Below are 16430 nucleotides of genomic sequence, written 5' to 3'. Positions count from 1 at the left end.
GAAACGAGTATTTCTTGCCGGATCATTAAAAATGGCTTGAAGATCGATGAAACGCATGCTGCCGGGAACACGAGCACTGAGGACCTTCGAGGCTGCCGGCCGGCACTTGAACTTCACGCGCGCGGCGCAAGAGGTGGGGTTGACGCCGGCGGCCGTCAGCTACCAGATCAAGGAGATCGAGGACCAGTTGGGCATCACGCTGTTCGCGCGCAACAGCCGCAGCATCCAGCTGACGCCGGCCGGCGCCGTCTTGTTCGAGGCGGCCGCCGAAGCGCTCGACACCTTGCAGCGGGCCACCAGCCGGGCCCGGAGGATGGCTCGGGGGCCGGCGCACCTGCGGATCTCGCTAGGCGCGATGTTCGCTACCAGCTGGCTGCTTCCCAGGCTTGCGCGGTTCAGGGCCGCCAACCCGGCGCTTGAACTCACATTCGATATTTCCGATCAGGTACGGGACTTCGATACGGACGATGTGGATATCGCGATCCGCTTTGGGGTCGGGCACTATGAGGACACGTGCTCGGACCGGCTGTTCGACACGTTGGTCGTTCCGATCTGCAGCCCGAAACTGCTCGAAGCCGGCGCCCGGCTGCAAACGCCGCGGGACTTGCTTGGCCACACGCTGTGCTATGTCGACTGTCCGGTCGACGGCATGGCCTGGCCCGACTGGCGCCTGTGGATGGCTGCGGCCGGCGTCGACGATTTCGACGACAGCCGATGCGTTGCCTTTGCCGATTCGAGCCATGTCGTGCAGGCCGTGATCGATGGCGCCGCCATTGGCCTTGTGGAACTGCCCATGATCGCCAATGACCTGGCCCAAGGCCGCCTGGTGCGGCTATTCGAGCTTGGCGTGCGTATCGCGCCAGCGTACGCCTATCATCTCGTCTATCCGGCGCGCAGCAGCCAGGATCCACGCATCCTTGCGTTCAGCCAATGGATGCGCGATGAGACCGCTCACCCTGCTCAGGGCATTCAGGCAGGCTGATGCCGGTGCGCGGGCAGCACCGGTCAGAGCAGTGAGTTCTCCTGCGCGCGTGCCAGCGCGCTCGTGCGGTTGCGCACGCCGAGCTTCGCAAAGATGTTGTGAAGGTGCCATTTGACCGTGGCTTCCGACACGAACAGGCTTTGCGCCAGTTCGCGGTTGCCAAGGCCAGCCTTGAGCAGGCGCAGGATCTTCAGCTCGCGCTCCGTCAGCTCCATGGTCCCGGCCGGCGTGGGCGGCGCGCTTCGCACGCCCGCCACGCTGCGGCCGGCCGCCTGGAGCAACTGCTGCAGGTAGCCAAGCGGCACCCGCGTATCGGTGGCGCCCTCCAGTTCATCGCGGCCCGCGGCCATGGTTTCCACCATGACGAGCAACAGGGCATCGGCATCGAGCAAGCTGCGCAGCAAGCCGAGCTGCGCGGCAAGCTGCAACGCCTCGTCCAGCGTACGCAGTGCCTGCGCCCGGTCACCCGTGCGGTGCTGCTGCACCGCCTTGAGCGCCAGCAGGCGCGCCAGCTGGCCCTGATGGCCGTCGCGCTGCGCGCGGCGGATGGCATCGTTGAGCGCGCCGAAAGGACCGGGGCCGGGCCCGGCGCCCTGCGCGAAACGCAGGCGCAGCCGCATCAGGCAGACGATGTCCTCGTCGGCGGCCGCCAGCAGTGGCGCGGTGTCCGCGCCACGCGCGACGAGGCCATACGATTGGGCGAGCTTGAGCGCATCGTCCGGCGCCCCCGCCTGCAGCCGCAGCGTGCAGCGCTCGGCCGCCAGGATCAGCGAGAGTCGCGGCAGCTTGAGCCGATGACCGAGCGACTCGCCTTCAAGCAGGCAGGCATCGGCCGCCGTGTGCTCGCCGCGCAGGCGCAGCAGCCGCGCGCGCGTGAGGTAGCCAGCCGTGGTCATCTCGACCAGGCCGTGCTCGTCGATGAAGGGCAGGCCCTGGTCGATGAAACGCTGCGCTTGCGCCAGGTCGTTCTGTTCATAGCAGACTTCGGCGGCCAGCAAAGTGAGCATCGACCCAGCGTACGACGCGACACCGAGGCTGCGCACGACGATGGCGATGCCGGCCTTCGCCTGTGCCATCGCCTCGTGCTGGTCACCACGGCGCATGGCGATCATCATCGCCAGCGCCGAGGCCCAGGCCAGGCCGTAGTCGGCGCGGCATTCCTCGAACGCGCGCCGGGCCACGGCAAGGGCCTGGATACCCTGCTCGAAGGCGTCGGACTCGCAGCAGCCGCTTGCCAGCACGTTGGCGACCACGCCGGTCAGGAAGGAGTCGGCGTGCGGCCAGCTGCGCAGCCAGGCTTCGCTGCGCGACTTGGCAAGCAGCGGCTCGCCGGTATGGGCCCAGTAGACGCAGCGGATCATCTCGATCACGCTGCGCAGCGCGCCCTCGTCGTCTACCGCACCGCTGTCCGAGCAGGCGGCTTCGAGTGCGCGCAGTTCCTGTTCGGCCTCGGGGTAGCGCCGCGTGAGCACCAGCGACCAGGCATGCCCGGTGCGGATCTTCGGCCGCGCATGCACCAGCGCCTGCGGCAGGCGGGTCAGCCAACCCAGCAGGGTGGCGTGTTCGCCGCGGTGTTGCACCAGCTCGCCCGAGAACGAGGCCACGAGGTCGGCCGCGCGTTCCAGGTCGTGGGCCTCGAACGCATGGCGCACCGCCTCATGCGGCAGCTTGTGGCGATGGAACCAGTCGCTGGCGCGCAGGTGGACCGCGCGCATGGCGTCGCCAGGCAGTTCGCGCGCCCGGCCGCGCAGGTAGTCGGCGAACAAGTGGTGATAGCGGAACCAGGTGCGCGAGCGGTCCAGGCCCGAGAGGAACAGGTTGCGGCTCTGTTGCGCGCGGTCGAGCGGCGTGCCGCTGACGCGGCCGACGAAGTCGGCGGCCTCATCCAGGCCGAGACCGAAATGCGCGGCATCGAGTTCTAGCAGCTCGCCGCGCAAGCGCAGCTGGCTCACCGAAAGCGGCAGCCGCGTGCGGCTGGCCAGCACCAGGCCGATGTTGGGCGGGAGATGCGCGATCAGCCATTCCAGCTTGCGGTGCAGGCCTTCGTGCTGCACCAGGTGGAAGTCGTCGAGCACCAGCATCAGCCGCCGGTCGTGGCCGAGCAGATCGTGCAGCAGCGATGTCACCAGCGCATCGAGCGAGGCCATGTTGCCGCCATCGGCCTGCGCGAGCGTGTTGCGCCCCAGGCGCGCGTCGGCATGGTGCAGCGCCGCAGCGAGATAGCGCATGAAACGCAGCGGATCGTTATCCTCGGCGTCGAGGCTGAGCCAGGCCGTCGTGATGCCGAGCGGCTCGAGCTGCGCGACGAACTGGGCCAGCGCCGTGGTCTTGCCATAGCCGGCCGGCGCCGTCACGCTGAGCAGGCGCTGCGCCAAGCCCGCATGCAGGAGGCTCGAGAGCTGCGGGCGCGCCAGCAGGCGCGACGAGAGCTGCGGCGGAGCCAGCTTGGCCTCGACCAGCACCGCGGCCGATGTCTCGGCCGAACGCCTTCCACGTGCCTGTTGCTGCGCCATGCTGGTTGTCCCCGGTCGGTCGTTGGCGGCCCAGTTTGCCATATCCGGCGTCAGCCTTGGCGTCAAGCCGGGCGTCAACCCACACACTCCGCGCCGGCCAGCGCCGCGCGCGGCAGGCGCAAGCCCGCTTTCGCAAGCCGCCGGGCTCACGCCAGCGCGTCTTGCCATTCGATGCGCCAGCGCAGCGGCAGGCGTCCGAGTTCGGCCTCAGCCAGCTGCATCAAGGCCACGCCCTGCGCGCCGGCAGGGCGGTGCGCGACCACATGCGATTCGATGCCGTATTTCGCGTGCGGCTGCACATCCACCTGCACCTCGATGGCGCCGCAGACCTTATGCAGCGTATCCGCCAGCGCCTTGGCGATCGCCAGCTCGCGCAGCTTCGGCTTGAAGATCTTGTTGATGGCTGTGAGCGGCATGGTCTCCAGGATCACCACGTCGACCGGCACCGCGGCGCGCTCGGCGATGGCGGCGCGGGCATGGGCCAGCAGTTCGGCCGCCTCGCAGGCCTGCCCCTTGCGCAGCGTCACGTAGGCCATCGGCAACTCGCCCGCATAGCCGTCCGGCTTGCCAACCGCAGCGGCAAGCTCGACCGCCGGATGCCGCATCAGGCCTTCCTCGATCATGCTCGGGTCGATGTTGTGGCCGCCGCGGATGATCAGGTCCTTGGCCCGGCCCGTGAGCCAGAAGTAGCCCTGCGCGTCCTGGCGTCCGAGGTCGCCGGTGTTGAGCCAGCCGTCGGCGAGGCAGACGCCGTGGTTGTCACTGTCCTTTACGTAGCCCGAGAACACATAAGGGCCGCGCAGCAGGATGGTACCGATCTCGTCGACCGCGGCCTCGCGCTGCACCTCGCCGTCGGCGCCCAGGTGCGCGACTTTCATCTGCTGGTAGGGCATGCGCAGTCCGATGGAGCCGACCGCACGCTCACCGTCGCGAGGGTTCAGCGAGCTGACGCAAGTGGCTTCGGTCATGCCGTAGCCCTCGAGCAGCTTGAGGCCGGTCGCGCTCTCGAAACGCTGGAGCAGCTCGGGCGAGAGCGGTGCCGCGCCGCAGATGGCAAAGCGCAGCGAACTCAGGTCGGCACCCTCGCGCGGCACATTGAGCAGTGCCGAGAGCACGGTCGGCACCGCGCTGAACAGCGTCGCACGATAGCGCTGCACCGAGCGCCAAAAGGCTGCGAAGGTGCGCGGGTCGCGGTAGCCCGCGGTCGACAGCAGCACCACATGGGCGCCGACGCTGAATGGCGCCAGGCCCGTGACCATCATCGCGTTGGAGTGGAACAGCGGCAGGCCGCAGAGCAGCGTATCTGCCGGGCTCATCGCCACCGCGGTGGCCACGCCCCAGGCATTGGCGGCCTCGTTGAAATGGGTGCGCCGCGCCAGCTTGGGCGTACCGGTGGTGCCGCCGGTGTGGAAATAGGAGGCAACGTGATCGCCCTGCGGCGGCTCGCCGATCAGCGCATCGGCGGGTTGCGCGGCCAGCAGGGCATCGAATTCCACCGCCCAGGGCGGGCAGTCGCCCAGTCCGCCAACGCGCACCACGGCACGCAGGCTTGGCACCCGGCTGCGCAACGCCTCCACCTTTTCCCAGATGCCGGCCTGGTCCTGGCGTCCCTGCGCTACCAGAACCACGGTGCCGGCCGCATTCAGGATGCCGGCCATGTGGTCGACTTCCAGATATGGGTTGACCGGGTTGACGATGCCGGCGGTCTCGGCGCCCCACAGCGTGAAGTGCGTCTCGAGCAGGTTGGGCAGCAGGTACGAGATCACGTCGCCCCGTCCCACGCCGAGGCTCGCGAAGGCATTGGCGGCTTGGGTGACGCGTTCGGCAAGCGCGGCGTAGTCGTAGCGCACCTCGCCGTCGGCCGGGTCGCCCGAGGGCACAAAGGTGAGGGCGGGCGCGCGCGGCGTAGCGGCGGCGGTGCGGCGCAGCGCGGCATAGCTCGACACCGGCTGCGCTAGCCGGCTCTCGATCGGTAACCGTTCCAGCGCTTCGATATCGGCCAGGTTCCGCAGCGGCAAGAGAGCCTTGGTCATGGGTGCTGGCCCGCCTCAGTGGTGAACGATCAGTTCGGGCTTGGCCACCAGGCCAAAGCTGCGCAACTGGCCCAGTAGCTCATGGTGCCCAAAGGCCTGGCAGCCCGAGGCAAAGCCGACCCGTTTCGGTGGCTGCTGCAGCAGCGCATGGGCAGCATACGCTTGCAGCATGCCGGTCTGCTTGTAGTTGCAGTTGCCGAAGATCACGCAGTGCGCGCGTCCGAGCGGACCCGAGGCATGCACCGAGTCGACCGACTTGTTGAGGCGCGGGTTCTCGCGCGGCGGCATGCTGTTCATCACGCCGGCTGCGGTCTGGGCCAGCGCGGCATAGCGCTCGTCGGGGTCCATGGCTTCGGTGGCCTTGAGGGCGGCCTCGACGATCTTCGGCACGCCAAGCATCAGCGGCTTGTTGAACACCCCGCCCAGCACCTTGACGTTGGCCACGCGCGGGTCCTTCCTGAACCAGATCGGGTGGGAAGTGCCGCCCCACGGCAGGGCCAGCGCCATCTCGTGCTGGCCCGGGATCGCGAGGTTGTAGAGACCCGCGTCGGGCTGCCACTCGACGAGCCGGTTCTGCTGCAGGTGGAAGGCCTTGGAGGTCGCCGCGTTGACCAGGATGGTCTGGGTCGAGGCGATGGTCGGGCTGCCGCCCCAGAACACGGCGATGTCCAGCGTGTCCAGTCCCGGCATCTCCAGGCACAGCTGCGCGGCGATCTCGCCGGTGGTGTACATCTGCGCCAGGCCGGGCGACAGCAGCAGCCCGGCTTGCGCGAACTTCGCGCCGTACTGTTCGTCGAGCGTGATCAGCCAGTCCTGCTCGCCGGTGGTGTCCGTGTAGTGGCACTTGGCGGCCAGGCAGGCCTGGACCACTTCCGGCCCGAACTTCGCGAACGGGCCGACGGTGTTGAGCACCACGGAGGCGCCACGGAACAGCTCGGTCAGCGCTTCCGTGTTGTGCTGCACTTCGACGACTTCGTAGTCGGCGGTCTCGATGCCGGGCACATTGGAGGTCATGGCGGCGTGAAGCTTGTCCGCGCTACGCCCGGCCGCAATGAAGGGGATGCCGTACTCGCGCAGGTACTCGCACACCAGGCGGCCGGTGTAGCCGCTGGCGCCATAGACGACGACCGGTTTCTTGTTGTTGCTCATGAAAATGGCTCCTGAAGGGATGACGATCAGAGAAGGGACGAGCTCACGCCGCCGTCCAGGACGTAGCCGCTGCCGTTGGAGAAGCTCGAGCGCTCCGAGGCCAGGAATACCGCGAGCTGGGCGACTTCCTCCGGCGTGCCGTAGCGGCCCTGGCGCTGCGCGATGACCGCGTTGAAGTCGGGGATGTTCAACTGTTGCTCGAACTCGAGCCGGTGCGAGCTGACCAGCTCCGTGTCGACGAAGCCCGGCAGGATGGCATTGACGCGAATGTTCTTTGCGCGCAATTCGATCGCCGCCGTCTGCGTGAGCGACACCACGCCGGCCTTGGCCGCGGCATAGCTGCCGATCAGCGCGCAGGCCGCCTTCGCGGTGACCGACGCCATCGTGATGATGCTGCCGCCGCCGGCCGCGATCAGGGCGGGCGCCGCATAGCGGATGCACAGGAAGACGCCGTCGAGGTTGGTCGAGATGACCTCGCGCCACTGCGCGTAGCTTTGCGCCGCGAGCGGGGCGACCACGGCGATGCCGGCGTTGGGCACCATGATGTCGAGCCGGCCGTGTTGCTGCACGCAGGCGGCGACCAGGGCCTCGACCTGCTCGGGCACGCGAACGTCGCAGGCCACGGCGCTGGCGCCCGGCAGCGTGGCCGCGACCCGCTGCGCCGCGGCCAGGCTGAGGTCCGACACGACGACCTTGGCGCCTTCGGCCGCATACGCGCGGGCAATGGCTTCGCCGAGCCCGCGGCCGGCGCCGGTGACGATCGCCACCTTGTCCTGGAGAAGTAGCTTGCTCATAGCAATCCGGCAGACAGCCCGCCGTCCATGATGTAGTGGGAGCCGGTGGTCCAGCTGGCGGCGTCGGAGGCAAGGAACGCGGTCATTTCGGCCACTTCTTGCGGCGTGCCGAGGCGCAATTGCTTCACCGCGACCAGGGCGCTGAAGGGCACCCCGACGATGGCTTCCACGGTGGGGATCAGCCGGTCCACCATCGCGGTGCTGACAAAGCCGGGGCAGACCGCGTTGACGCGGATGCCGGCGGGACGCAGCTCGGCCGCGGCCGTGCGCGTGAGCTGGATCACGGCAGATTTCGAGGCCGCGTAGGAGCCGAACAGCGGCACACCGTTGGTGCCGGCCAGCGACGAGATGTTGACCACCGCACCCTTGCCCGAGGCGGCGAGCGCGCCCAGCGAGTGCTTCATGCCGAGGAACACGCCCATCACGTTGATGCGCATGAGGCGGCCGACCTCTTCCTCGCTCTGGTCGAACAGCGGCTTGACGATCTCGATGCCGGCGTTGTTGACCAGCGTGTCGAGCCCGCCGAAGGCGGCCGTGGTCGCCTCCACCGCGCGGGCCCAGTCAGCGCTCTTGGTGACGTCGCAGGCCACGAAGCGCGCCTGCGGGCCCAGTTCGTCCGCGGCGCTGGCAGCCCCGGCCTCGTCGATGTCGGCCAGCATTACCCGTGCACCGCGTTCGACGAACAACCGGGCGATGGCAAGGCCGAGCCCCTGCGCCGCACCGGTGATGAGGGCGTTGCGGCCCTGTAGTTCGATCATGTCGTTGTCTCCTGTCCGCCTGTGATCGGCGGTGGAGACATTGCAACAGGCGCAGGCGGATGAGAAGCCCACCTAAAGGATGGTTTTTCGTGCTGCGGCGCAGCAGGGCAGGGCGCTCGTAGTTGCGCTTGTACGCGAGCCCGGATGCTCCAAGGCAGGACCGAGCAGCGCGATCGTCCATGTGCCGAATCCGCCGCAAGCGGAGCGCCTGGCCGGGGTTGGCAGCCCATTCGGCTCTACCGCCTAGGGCGGCGCACCGGGAGGCAATACGCTCCACCCTGAAGCACCATTCGACGTCGTCCTGCGCTGACTCCTGAGGACACCGCCCTCATCGAACTCGAAAAGGACCGTCGACGACCGGATCTCCCCGCCAGAAAACAGCGGGCCAATGAAAGGAATGAAGCTTTCGGGGTGAGGCTTGGAGGTCGCGAAGGAATAAATCAGTATCGTTGATCCGTCTCTCAGCGCCGTCATGGAGGTGGGCGTCCCAAGCTGCGCGGTAACGTCGTCAAGGGTAGAGAAACCGGGCATGAAGTTCGACAATTGCTCTGGCTTCACGTCGACGCCCGTCGATACACAGGCAGCCAACAGGATGCAAGTCGCAATCAGTGCATAAACACGCTGCATGCCGACACCGCCGTACTGTTGGGCCGTGACCGAGAACGTGCTGATGGCCATGATGCCAGCCTGGCCGCGCGATGCGTCCGGCACGCCATTTACAAAGGATAGAACTTTGCCGTCCGCCTCGCCGAAAGAGACGGCGGGAACGCGGGTCAGCGGCGGTCATTCGGCTATGATGCCGACGCCGGCAATGCCGGCAGCGACTCGTCATGGCCGGAAAATTCGGGTCTTCCCCGATCAAGTATTGGCGCTTGTTGTCGATATGCAGTGTAGGCACCGCCCCCCTCAATTCGCCTGATCTGCTGTCATGGCCAAACATACGCATCCCAGCCGTCGTAAGCGTTTCCCGATGCGGGTCGGCTGCGCATTCATGCTTCTCGATGCCGCTGCAGGCTATCGCGGGCCAGTCGCCCCCATGCATTGCCATCGGTTCCTTCGCGATGCAAGTTCCAGCGGTTCGCTTCCCAGTGCGTCAAAAGTGCCTGCTGAGGCACGGCCAATTCATCCCGAATCCGCAAAGTGAATCACCAAGCGCGTCGCATCGAGTTTGCCTCCCTGCTAACCGGCCTTGTCAGCGTCCTTTTATTGTTCTTGTGCGGTTGTCAACAGCGAGACAACGCTTCGTCGGGCGCAGCCGTGCCGGCCAGCACCTCGATTACCGCGTTGATATGGGCGCCGGACTGGCCGGAGGAGATGCTTCAGATTGCTGCTGAATTCAGCAAGCTCAATCCGGACGTCCACGTGAATGTGCAGTTCATGATCGGCAATTCGGTCGAAGAGAACATCAAGCCCCGGATCGCCTCTGGCAACTTGCCGGATCTGGTGAGTGTCAACCCGAATGCCTATGCGGCTGAATTGGCCGATCAGGGCATCCTCACGGACGTGGGTGCAACATCGGCATGGAACAACATGCTCGGCCCGCTCAAGGGGGACTGGACCAGCCGCCAAGCCAAACGTTTTGGCATATCCGGCGGCGTGGCGACAACGCTGATCTACTACAACAAGGCACTGTTCGCCGAGGCCGGGATCAAGGATCTGCCAACCAATTTCCACGAGTTCCTGCTGGTTTGCGAGCAGCTCAAGCTTGCGGGCTTTACACCCATCATGTGGAACGGCGGCTTCCCGAACATGCTCGGCAACGGCCCCTTCAGCTTCGGCTTCGCCAACAATGTGGTGGCGCGCGAGCCGGCCTGGAAGCAGAAAATCGCCGATGGCACGCTGGATCTGAACACCCCCCAGGTAGCGGATATCTTTGCCTGGATCGCGCTGATACCGCAACGTGGTTACGTACAAGACGCGTACATGGCGACGGATTACGATGAAGGCATCCGGCTGTTCAAGGAAGGCAAGACCGCGATGGCCTTTCACGGCAGTTGGGCGGCCGGCCATTTGCTGCACGGCAACCCTTTCGAGGTTGGCGTGTTCATTCCGCCCTGGAACGCGCCCGGCAAGCGCGTGGTGCCTGTGATCGGCAGCGAAACCGGGTTTGCGGTGTGCGAGACGCCCAACAAGGCAGCGGCCATGCGCTTGCTCGAATTCATTGCCGGGAAGGGGTTTTCCATTCTCCAAAGGAAACGCCAGAACATCCCTCCATTCAAGCAAGCTGCGGGCACGCTCGTGAGCGATCAGAGAATGGTTGACTACACCAACATGGTCAGCCGCTATCCGGTAACCGCCAGCCCATACTATTCGGTTCTACCTTCGAACTCGATCGAGCAGCTTCATCGCTTGATGCAGGAAGTGCTGACCAGGAAGATCACGCCCAGACAGGCGGCCAAACTCCTCGACGCTTCTGTCAAGAATGAAGCAAAGATGCACTACAAATGATCTCAATCCTGGGTTCGCTGCGAAGCGCTTTCGCTTATCTCTCGCTGGACCTGCTGCGCCGTGTCGAGATTCGCTACCGGCTGATGACAGCGTTCATCCTGCTGTCGCTGATACCGATACTGATTTCGGGCTACATATCGTATGTAGAGTCGACCGCCGCGATCAAGCAGAAGGCGGAGGTATTCTCCAAGGAGATGGTCAAGCAGGTCTCCAAGAACATCGCGCTGCGCATGGAGCAGGTCGAGACGGAGAGCAGCCTTCTTGTCCTGTCTGATCGCGTTCAAGGCGCGCTGACAAACGCTGTCAATGGCAGCGCAAAGGAGCAGAACGAGGCGCGCCAGGATATGACCCGGTTGCTCCTGCAGCACTACGGATCGGTTGACTTCATCAACCAGAAGTACCTGCTCGACAAGAACAACCGAATCATGGACACCCAGGCGTTCGCGCAACTGACTCGGGGTGTGCTGCGTCTGGTCAAGCGGGCCCCTGATCGGAACGGCCGGCCTTACTGGGGCAGCTACGACAACGGTGTTGGGCAACAAAACCTCGGGATGGTGCGTGCCATCATCGGCAAGAGCAACAATCGGCGGATCGGCACTCTGGTCCTGGTCATTCGCCCCGAACAATTCTCGACCATCTTCAATGACGTCGCCTTGGGGAGCGGAACGGAAATCTACGTGCTCGATACCAGCAGCAACAAGCTGGTTGTCCGCACCGACGGCATCTCCACGAACACCGACGGGAAGGCCGAGCCTGACCTGATCAAAAGGATCGCGAGCAACGCGCTAAACGGGGAGTCGAGCGGCTTCGTCGACTTCGAGGGCAAGCCCGAGGGGCGCTACCTTGCCGCCTACACCGGCATTCCCGGCACGACATGGATCGTGGTCAGCACAATCCCGGAAAAGAAGCTGACGGCAGAGGCACAGTCCGTGCGCAATCAGATCGTGCTGGTTGGCATCTCGGGTTTCCTGCTTTCCATCTTCCTGGCCTACTTCATTTCCCACAGCATTTCGGCACCGCTCAGAGAACTGGTGCGAAAGATGCACGACACCGGCAACGATACGGGCGCCGAGGCGCAGGCGCCTGCGCGCACCGATGCCGGCGGCAGGGATGAACTAGGCCGGCTCGCCCAGCGTTTTGAAAGGATGAGTGGGGCGATCAAGCAGAAGATCCAGAAGATCAACGAGATCAACGCCTCCCTTGAGCAGACCGTCGACGAGCGGACAGCGGAACTCGTCACCCGGGAGCAGGAGTCGCGAACGTTGATCGAGAACTCTCCGGACACGATTACCCGCTACGATCGAGACCTCCGCCGCACCTACGCCAATCCCGCCTTCTGCAGATCGGCAGGATGCAGCCTCGGCGAATCGCTCGGCAAGCGACCCTCGGAAGTCCCTGGCGGCGCCAATGCGCTGATCTACGAGCAGAAGATAGCCGAGACCATTGCAAGCGGGAAAAGTGGGCAATTCGAGCTGAGATGGCTCAGCAAGGACGGACAGGAGTATTGCAGCCATATCCGCCTGACGCCAGAGATAGACCGGGCGGGCAACGTGAACTCGGTGCTGGCCGTGGGTCGCGATCTATCGGACCGGATGGCATTCGAGGCGACAATCTGGAAACAGGCCAATTTCGATGCGCTGACCCATCTTCCGAATCGCCAGATGTTTCACAGCCGTCTTGAGCACGAAGCCAGCCTGGCGCATCGCTCACAGCAGCGCATGGCCCTGATGCTGATTGACCTGGATCGCTTCAAGGAGGTCAATGACTCCTTGGGACACGACACAGGAGACATCCTGCTGATCGAGGCGGCCAGGCGCATCATCTCGTGCGTGCGCGAATCGGACATCGTCGCTCGCCTTGGCGGTGACGAGTTCACCGTCATTCTGCCCAACACGGACGATATCGAGAGCATTGAACGGATCGCAAAGGCCATCATCCACAAGCTGGCCGAGCCGTTCGAGCTCGGCGGGGATGAGGCATTCATTTCCGCCAGCGTCGGCGTCACGCTTTACCCCGACGACACCAGCGAACTGGATATCCTGTTCAAGAATGCCGACCAAGCCATGTATGCGGCCAAAAACGCCGGGCGCAACCGTTTCAACTACTTCACGCCCGACTTGCGCGTAGCGGCAGAAAAGCGCCTGCGTCTCACCAGCGATCTGCGCGCCGCCCTGCCTGGCGGGCAGTTCCAGGTCTACTACCAGCCCATCGTTGACCTGGCGAGCGGGGAAATCCGCAAAGCCGAGGCCCTGATCCGCTGGTTGCACCCCGAGCGCGGCACGATCAGTCCGCTGGATTTCATTCCCCTGGCCGAAGACACGGGGCTCATCGTGCCGATCGGGGACTGGGTGTTCAAGCAGGCCGTGCATCAGGCCCGCCAATGGCGCGGCCGATTCCATCCGTCTTTCCAGATCAGCGTCAACATGTCGCCGATGCAGATTCGGCAAGACAGCCAGGTTTGTGCGCAATGGTCCGACTATCTCATGCGCGAAGGGATGCCGGGGCAGAGCATGGTGGTTGAAATCACCGAGGGCCTGTTGCTGGACGCCGAACTGAACAAGAAGCTGTTGACCTTCCGCGATGCGGGAATCGGCGTCTCGATCGACGACTTCGGCACTGGTTACTCGTCCCTGGCCTATCTCAAGCGCTTTGACATCGATTACCTCAAGATCGACCGTTCATTCGTGCAGAACCTCGGCTCTGACGGCGACAATCAAGCGCTTTGCGAGGCAATGGTCATGCTGGCTCACAAACTGGGATTGAAAGTCATTGCCGAGGGAGTGGAGACGACGGAGCAACGCGATTTTCTCGTCGCCGTGGGTTGTGATTTTGCCCAGGGCTATTTGTATTCCGAGCCGGTTCCGCCTGATCGGTTTGAGGGGCGGGTATGGCCGAATGTCGAGGAAACGATTTAATCCGAAGCCCCAAGCAAGAAGCGAATGGCATCGCGCCACCAGCCACCAGCCACCAGCCACCAGCCACCAGCCACCAGCCATCGTCCACCCGCCCAAACCAATCGTTGTGCTCGGCACCGGGCACTACGCACAATAGCCGAGGCGCTACCAGCCCCTTGTGCAGTGCCACGTCAAAGCGCGCCGGGACGATGCTGCCGCTCTGCGCAACCACCACCACAACGGTGCATCCCGTCAGTCCGGCCCATTGCCATGCGCCTTATGTTGCGACGCCATCAGTTGCTGCTGGGCGGGCGGCACGGCTTCGTAGTGACTCAGCTGGATCGTGTAGTTGCCGTGGCCGCCAGTGATGCTGTTCAGGCGCGATTGATAGTCGTTGAGCTCCGACAGTGGCACCTGTCCCGCGACGAGAACGCTGTTGCCTGCCGCGCTACGCGTGCCACGCACCTGGCCGCGCTTGGCGGAGAGATCGCTGATGATGTCGCCCATCGCCGCCTCGGGCATCGTCACCTCGATATCCACGATCGGCTCCAGCACGCTCGGCCGCGCCTTGAGCACGGCGTCGATAAAGGCCTTGCGCCCCGCCGCCGCGAACGCCACCTCCTTCGAATCGACCGAATGGCTCTTGCCGTCGAACACGGTAACGCGCACGTCCTGCATCGGAAAGCCCGCCAGCGGCCCGCTCTCCAGTACCTGGCGGATACCCTTTTCCACGGCGGGAATGAACTGGCCCGGGATCGCACCGCCCTTGACCGCATCGACAAACTCGAAGCCCGCGCCGCGTGGTAGCGGCTCCACGCGCAGCTGCACCTCGCCGAACTGCCCGGCGCCGCCCGTCTGCTTCTTGTGGCGATGATGGCCCTCGGCCTTGCCACCGATGGTTTCGCGATAAGCGATCTTCGGCGGCCGCGTCACCACCTCCAGCTTGTACTGGCCGGTCAGGCGCTCCAGCGCGCAGCGCAGTTGCAGCTCGCCCAGGCCAAGCATGACGGTTTCATTGGTGCCCGCCGGATGCTCGATGCGCAGGCAAGGGTCTTCCGCGCCAAGCTTCTGCAGGACCTCCGACAAGCGCTGCTCGTTGCCGCGGCGCGACGGCTCGATCGCCAGGCCATAGATCGGGGTGGGAAAGTCGAGCGGGGCCAGGTGGATGTTGCCGTCCTCGCTCGCGTCATGCAGCACGGCATCAAAGGCGATCTCGTCGATCTTGGCCACGGCGCAGATATCGCCCGGCCCGGCCTGCGGCACCTCAACGCGCTCCTTGCCCTGCAGCATCAGCAGGTGCGCCACCTTGAACGGCTGGCGAGCGTCGCCGATAAAAAGCAGGCTGTCACGCGTGACCGTACCCTGGTGGATGCGGAACACAGCCATCTTGCCCAGATACGGGTCCATCGTGATCTTGAAGACATGCGCCAGCACATGCTTGTCGAGCACCGGCTCGGCGCGAATGGCCACCTGGCGCTCGCCCGCATCACGGCAAAACAGCGGCGGATTACCCTCGGCCGGGTTGGGCAGCAACCGCACAAACACATCGAGCAGCTCCGTGACACCAGCGCCGCTGGCCGCCGAGGTAAAGCAGATCGGCACCAGGTGGCCCTCGCGCAGCGCCCGCTCGAACGGCGCGTGCAACTGCGCCGGCGCGATTTGCTCACCCTGCTCCAGATACAGCTCCATCAGCTTCGGATCGATCTCCACAACCTGATCGACCAGCGCCTCGTGCGCCGACGCCACCGACAGGAAATCCGCCTCGCCAGCCGGGTTGAAGAAGCAATCCACCACCTCGCTGCCGCGCCCCGCCGGCAGGTTGATCGGCAAGCACTCCTTGCCAAACGCCTCCTGGATGTCAGCCAGCAGCTTGGGCAGATCCACCTTCTCCTTGTCGATGCCGTTGACCACGATCATCCGGCACAGCTTGCGCGCCTGCGCCCAGGCCATCATGCGCCGGGTAGTCATCTCGATGCCGGTCTGCGCGTTGATGACGACGGCCGCCGTCTCCACCGCCGCCAGGGCGCTCATTGACAAGCCAGAGAAATCGGGATAGCCGGGCGTGTCCAGCAGGTAGATGCGGGTGTCGTGGTAGTGCAGGTGGGCAACCGCCGTGGTGAGCGAGTGGCGATACTTGCGCTCCAGCGGATCGAAATCGCAGACCGTGGTGCCGCGCTCGACGCTGCCAGGAATGTGCAGCGCGCCTCCCTTGTGCAGCAGCGCCTCGACCAGCGAGGTCTTGCCGCACCCCGCGTGCCCCAGCAGGGCGACTGTACGAATTGCTTCGGGACTATAAAGCATGGTCGCCCTCGTCCGGCAATGGCAGTTAGACCATTATTGGCGATATGGGGTGGGAACGCCATGTGGGGTAGTAGCCGGGCTTTTCTGGTGCGCTGCACAACGACAGTCTTATCCCTGAAGTTCTCCGCGCGGCGCCATCATGACGGCGTTGCTGCGACCTCCGCCGCCAGCAGATTCGCATCCCGCGTAAGCCGCCAACGCCCGTCGGCTTCCTTGCGCAGGATGGTCAGGGTATAGCCGGAACGGCGCATGGCAGGGCTGCCGCCAGGCGGAGTGATGGTCATCCGGATATGGTTGCGCAGATAAGCCCAGTCGCCGAGAACCTGGACCTCCTGGATATCGTAGGCGCCGTCGATCTGGACATTCTTCATGCCTTCCGACGCAGCCGCGAACTCCTTCTTGCCGAAGGGTGGCTGGCCGGCGACCATGAAGATCACGTCGTCCGTCATCAGGTCCAGGATGGAGGCGATGTCGCCGGCCTTGCTGGCGGCGAACCACGCGTCGACCACGTCGCGGATGGCACGTTCGTCTTGGGTCATGTTGGGTTGCTCCGGTGGG

General features: G+C 65.0%; 11 protein-coding genes. 3 read left to right on the top strand and 8 right to left on the bottom strand.

Translation table 11 applies throughout. The features are described from left to right. Positions 1-46: 46 nt before the first annotated feature. Complete coding sequence (gene gcvA / locus OR16_RS11605) at positions 47-982, top strand: transcriptional regulator GcvA (protein WP_006158154.1); 936 nt, start codon at positions 47-49, stop codon at positions 980-982. Positions 983-1005: 23 nt separating this feature from the next. Here gcvA and OR16_RS11600 read toward each other — a convergent pair whose 3' ends face one another. The 6 genes from OR16_RS11600 to OR16_RS11575 form a co-directional block, all read right to left on the bottom strand. Then, positions 1006-3495 carry a LuxR C-terminal-related transcriptional regulator gene (locus OR16_RS11600; protein WP_006158153.1) on the bottom strand — a complete coding sequence of 830 codons (2490 nt, stop codon included), beginning with the start codon at positions 3493-3495 and terminating at the stop codon, positions 1006-1008. Between the two features lie 146 nt (positions 3496-3641). Then, the gene (locus tag OR16_RS11595) at positions 3642-5528 is read right to left on the bottom strand and encodes an acyl-CoA synthetase (RefSeq protein ID WP_006158152.1); all 1887 of its coding nucleotides are present in this window, start codon (positions 5526-5528) and stop codon (positions 3642-3644) included. Positions 5529-5543: 15 nt separating this feature from the next. Further along, entirely contained in the window at positions 5544-6677 is a 1134-nt protein-coding gene (locus OR16_RS11590) for a DUF5938 domain-containing protein (protein WP_006158151.1), read from the bottom strand. Between the two features lie 26 nt (positions 6678-6703). Beyond that, complete coding sequence (locus OR16_RS11585) at positions 6704-7471, bottom strand: SDR family NAD(P)-dependent oxidoreductase (protein ID WP_006158150.1); 768 nt, start codon at positions 7469-7471, stop codon at positions 6704-6706. Further along, the gene (locus OR16_RS11580; RefSeq protein ID WP_006158149.1) at positions 7468-8229 is read right to left on the bottom strand and encodes an SDR family NAD(P)-dependent oxidoreductase; all 762 of its coding nucleotides are present in this window, start codon (positions 8227-8229) and stop codon (positions 7468-7470) included. The genes OR16_RS11585 and OR16_RS11580 overlap by 4 nt, the downstream gene beginning before the upstream one ends. Positions 8230-8472: 243 nt before the next feature. Beyond that, positions 8473-8856, bottom strand: a complete 384-nt coding sequence (locus tag OR16_RS11575) for a hypothetical protein (protein ID WP_043419408.1) — start codon at positions 8854-8856, stop codon at positions 8473-8475. A 585-nt stretch (positions 8857-9441) separates the two neighbouring features. Between OR16_RS11575 and OR16_RS11570 the strand changes: the two genes are divergently transcribed. Together OR16_RS11570 and OR16_RS11565 are read left to right on the top strand one after the other, a co-directional pair. Then, entirely contained in the window at positions 9442-10677 is a 1236-nt protein-coding gene (locus tag OR16_RS11570) for an ABC transporter substrate-binding protein (RefSeq protein WP_043419405.1), read from the top strand. Beyond that, positions 10674-13592, top strand: a complete 2919-nt coding sequence (locus OR16_RS11565; protein WP_006158146.1) for a bifunctional diguanylate cyclase/phosphodiesterase — start codon at positions 10674-10676, stop codon at positions 13590-13592. The genes OR16_RS11570 and OR16_RS11565 overlap by 4 nt, the downstream gene beginning before the upstream one ends. A 231-nt stretch (positions 13593-13823) precedes the next feature. Here the strand turns inward: OR16_RS11565 and fusA are convergent, their stop codons facing one another. Continuing rightward, complete coding sequence (gene fusA / locus OR16_RS11560; protein WP_006158145.1) at positions 13824-15872, bottom strand: elongation factor G; 2049 nt, start codon at positions 15870-15872, stop codon at positions 13824-13826. 137 nt (positions 15873-16009) lie between these two features. Next, a complete protein-coding gene (locus tag OR16_RS11555; protein ID WP_006158144.1) occupies positions 16010-16411 on the bottom strand; it encodes an SgcJ/EcaC family oxidoreductase in 402 nt (133 codons plus the stop codon). Positions 16412-16430 lie beyond the last annotated feature (19 nt).

This window comes from Cupriavidus basilensis OR16, assembly GCF_000243095.1.
Classification (GTDB): domain Bacteria; phylum Pseudomonadota; class Gammaproteobacteria; order Burkholderiales; family Burkholderiaceae; genus Cupriavidus; species Cupriavidus basilensis_D.
The sequence above is the reverse complement of the archived record's forward strand: the minus strand, read 5'-3'. Positions and strand labels throughout refer to the sequence as shown.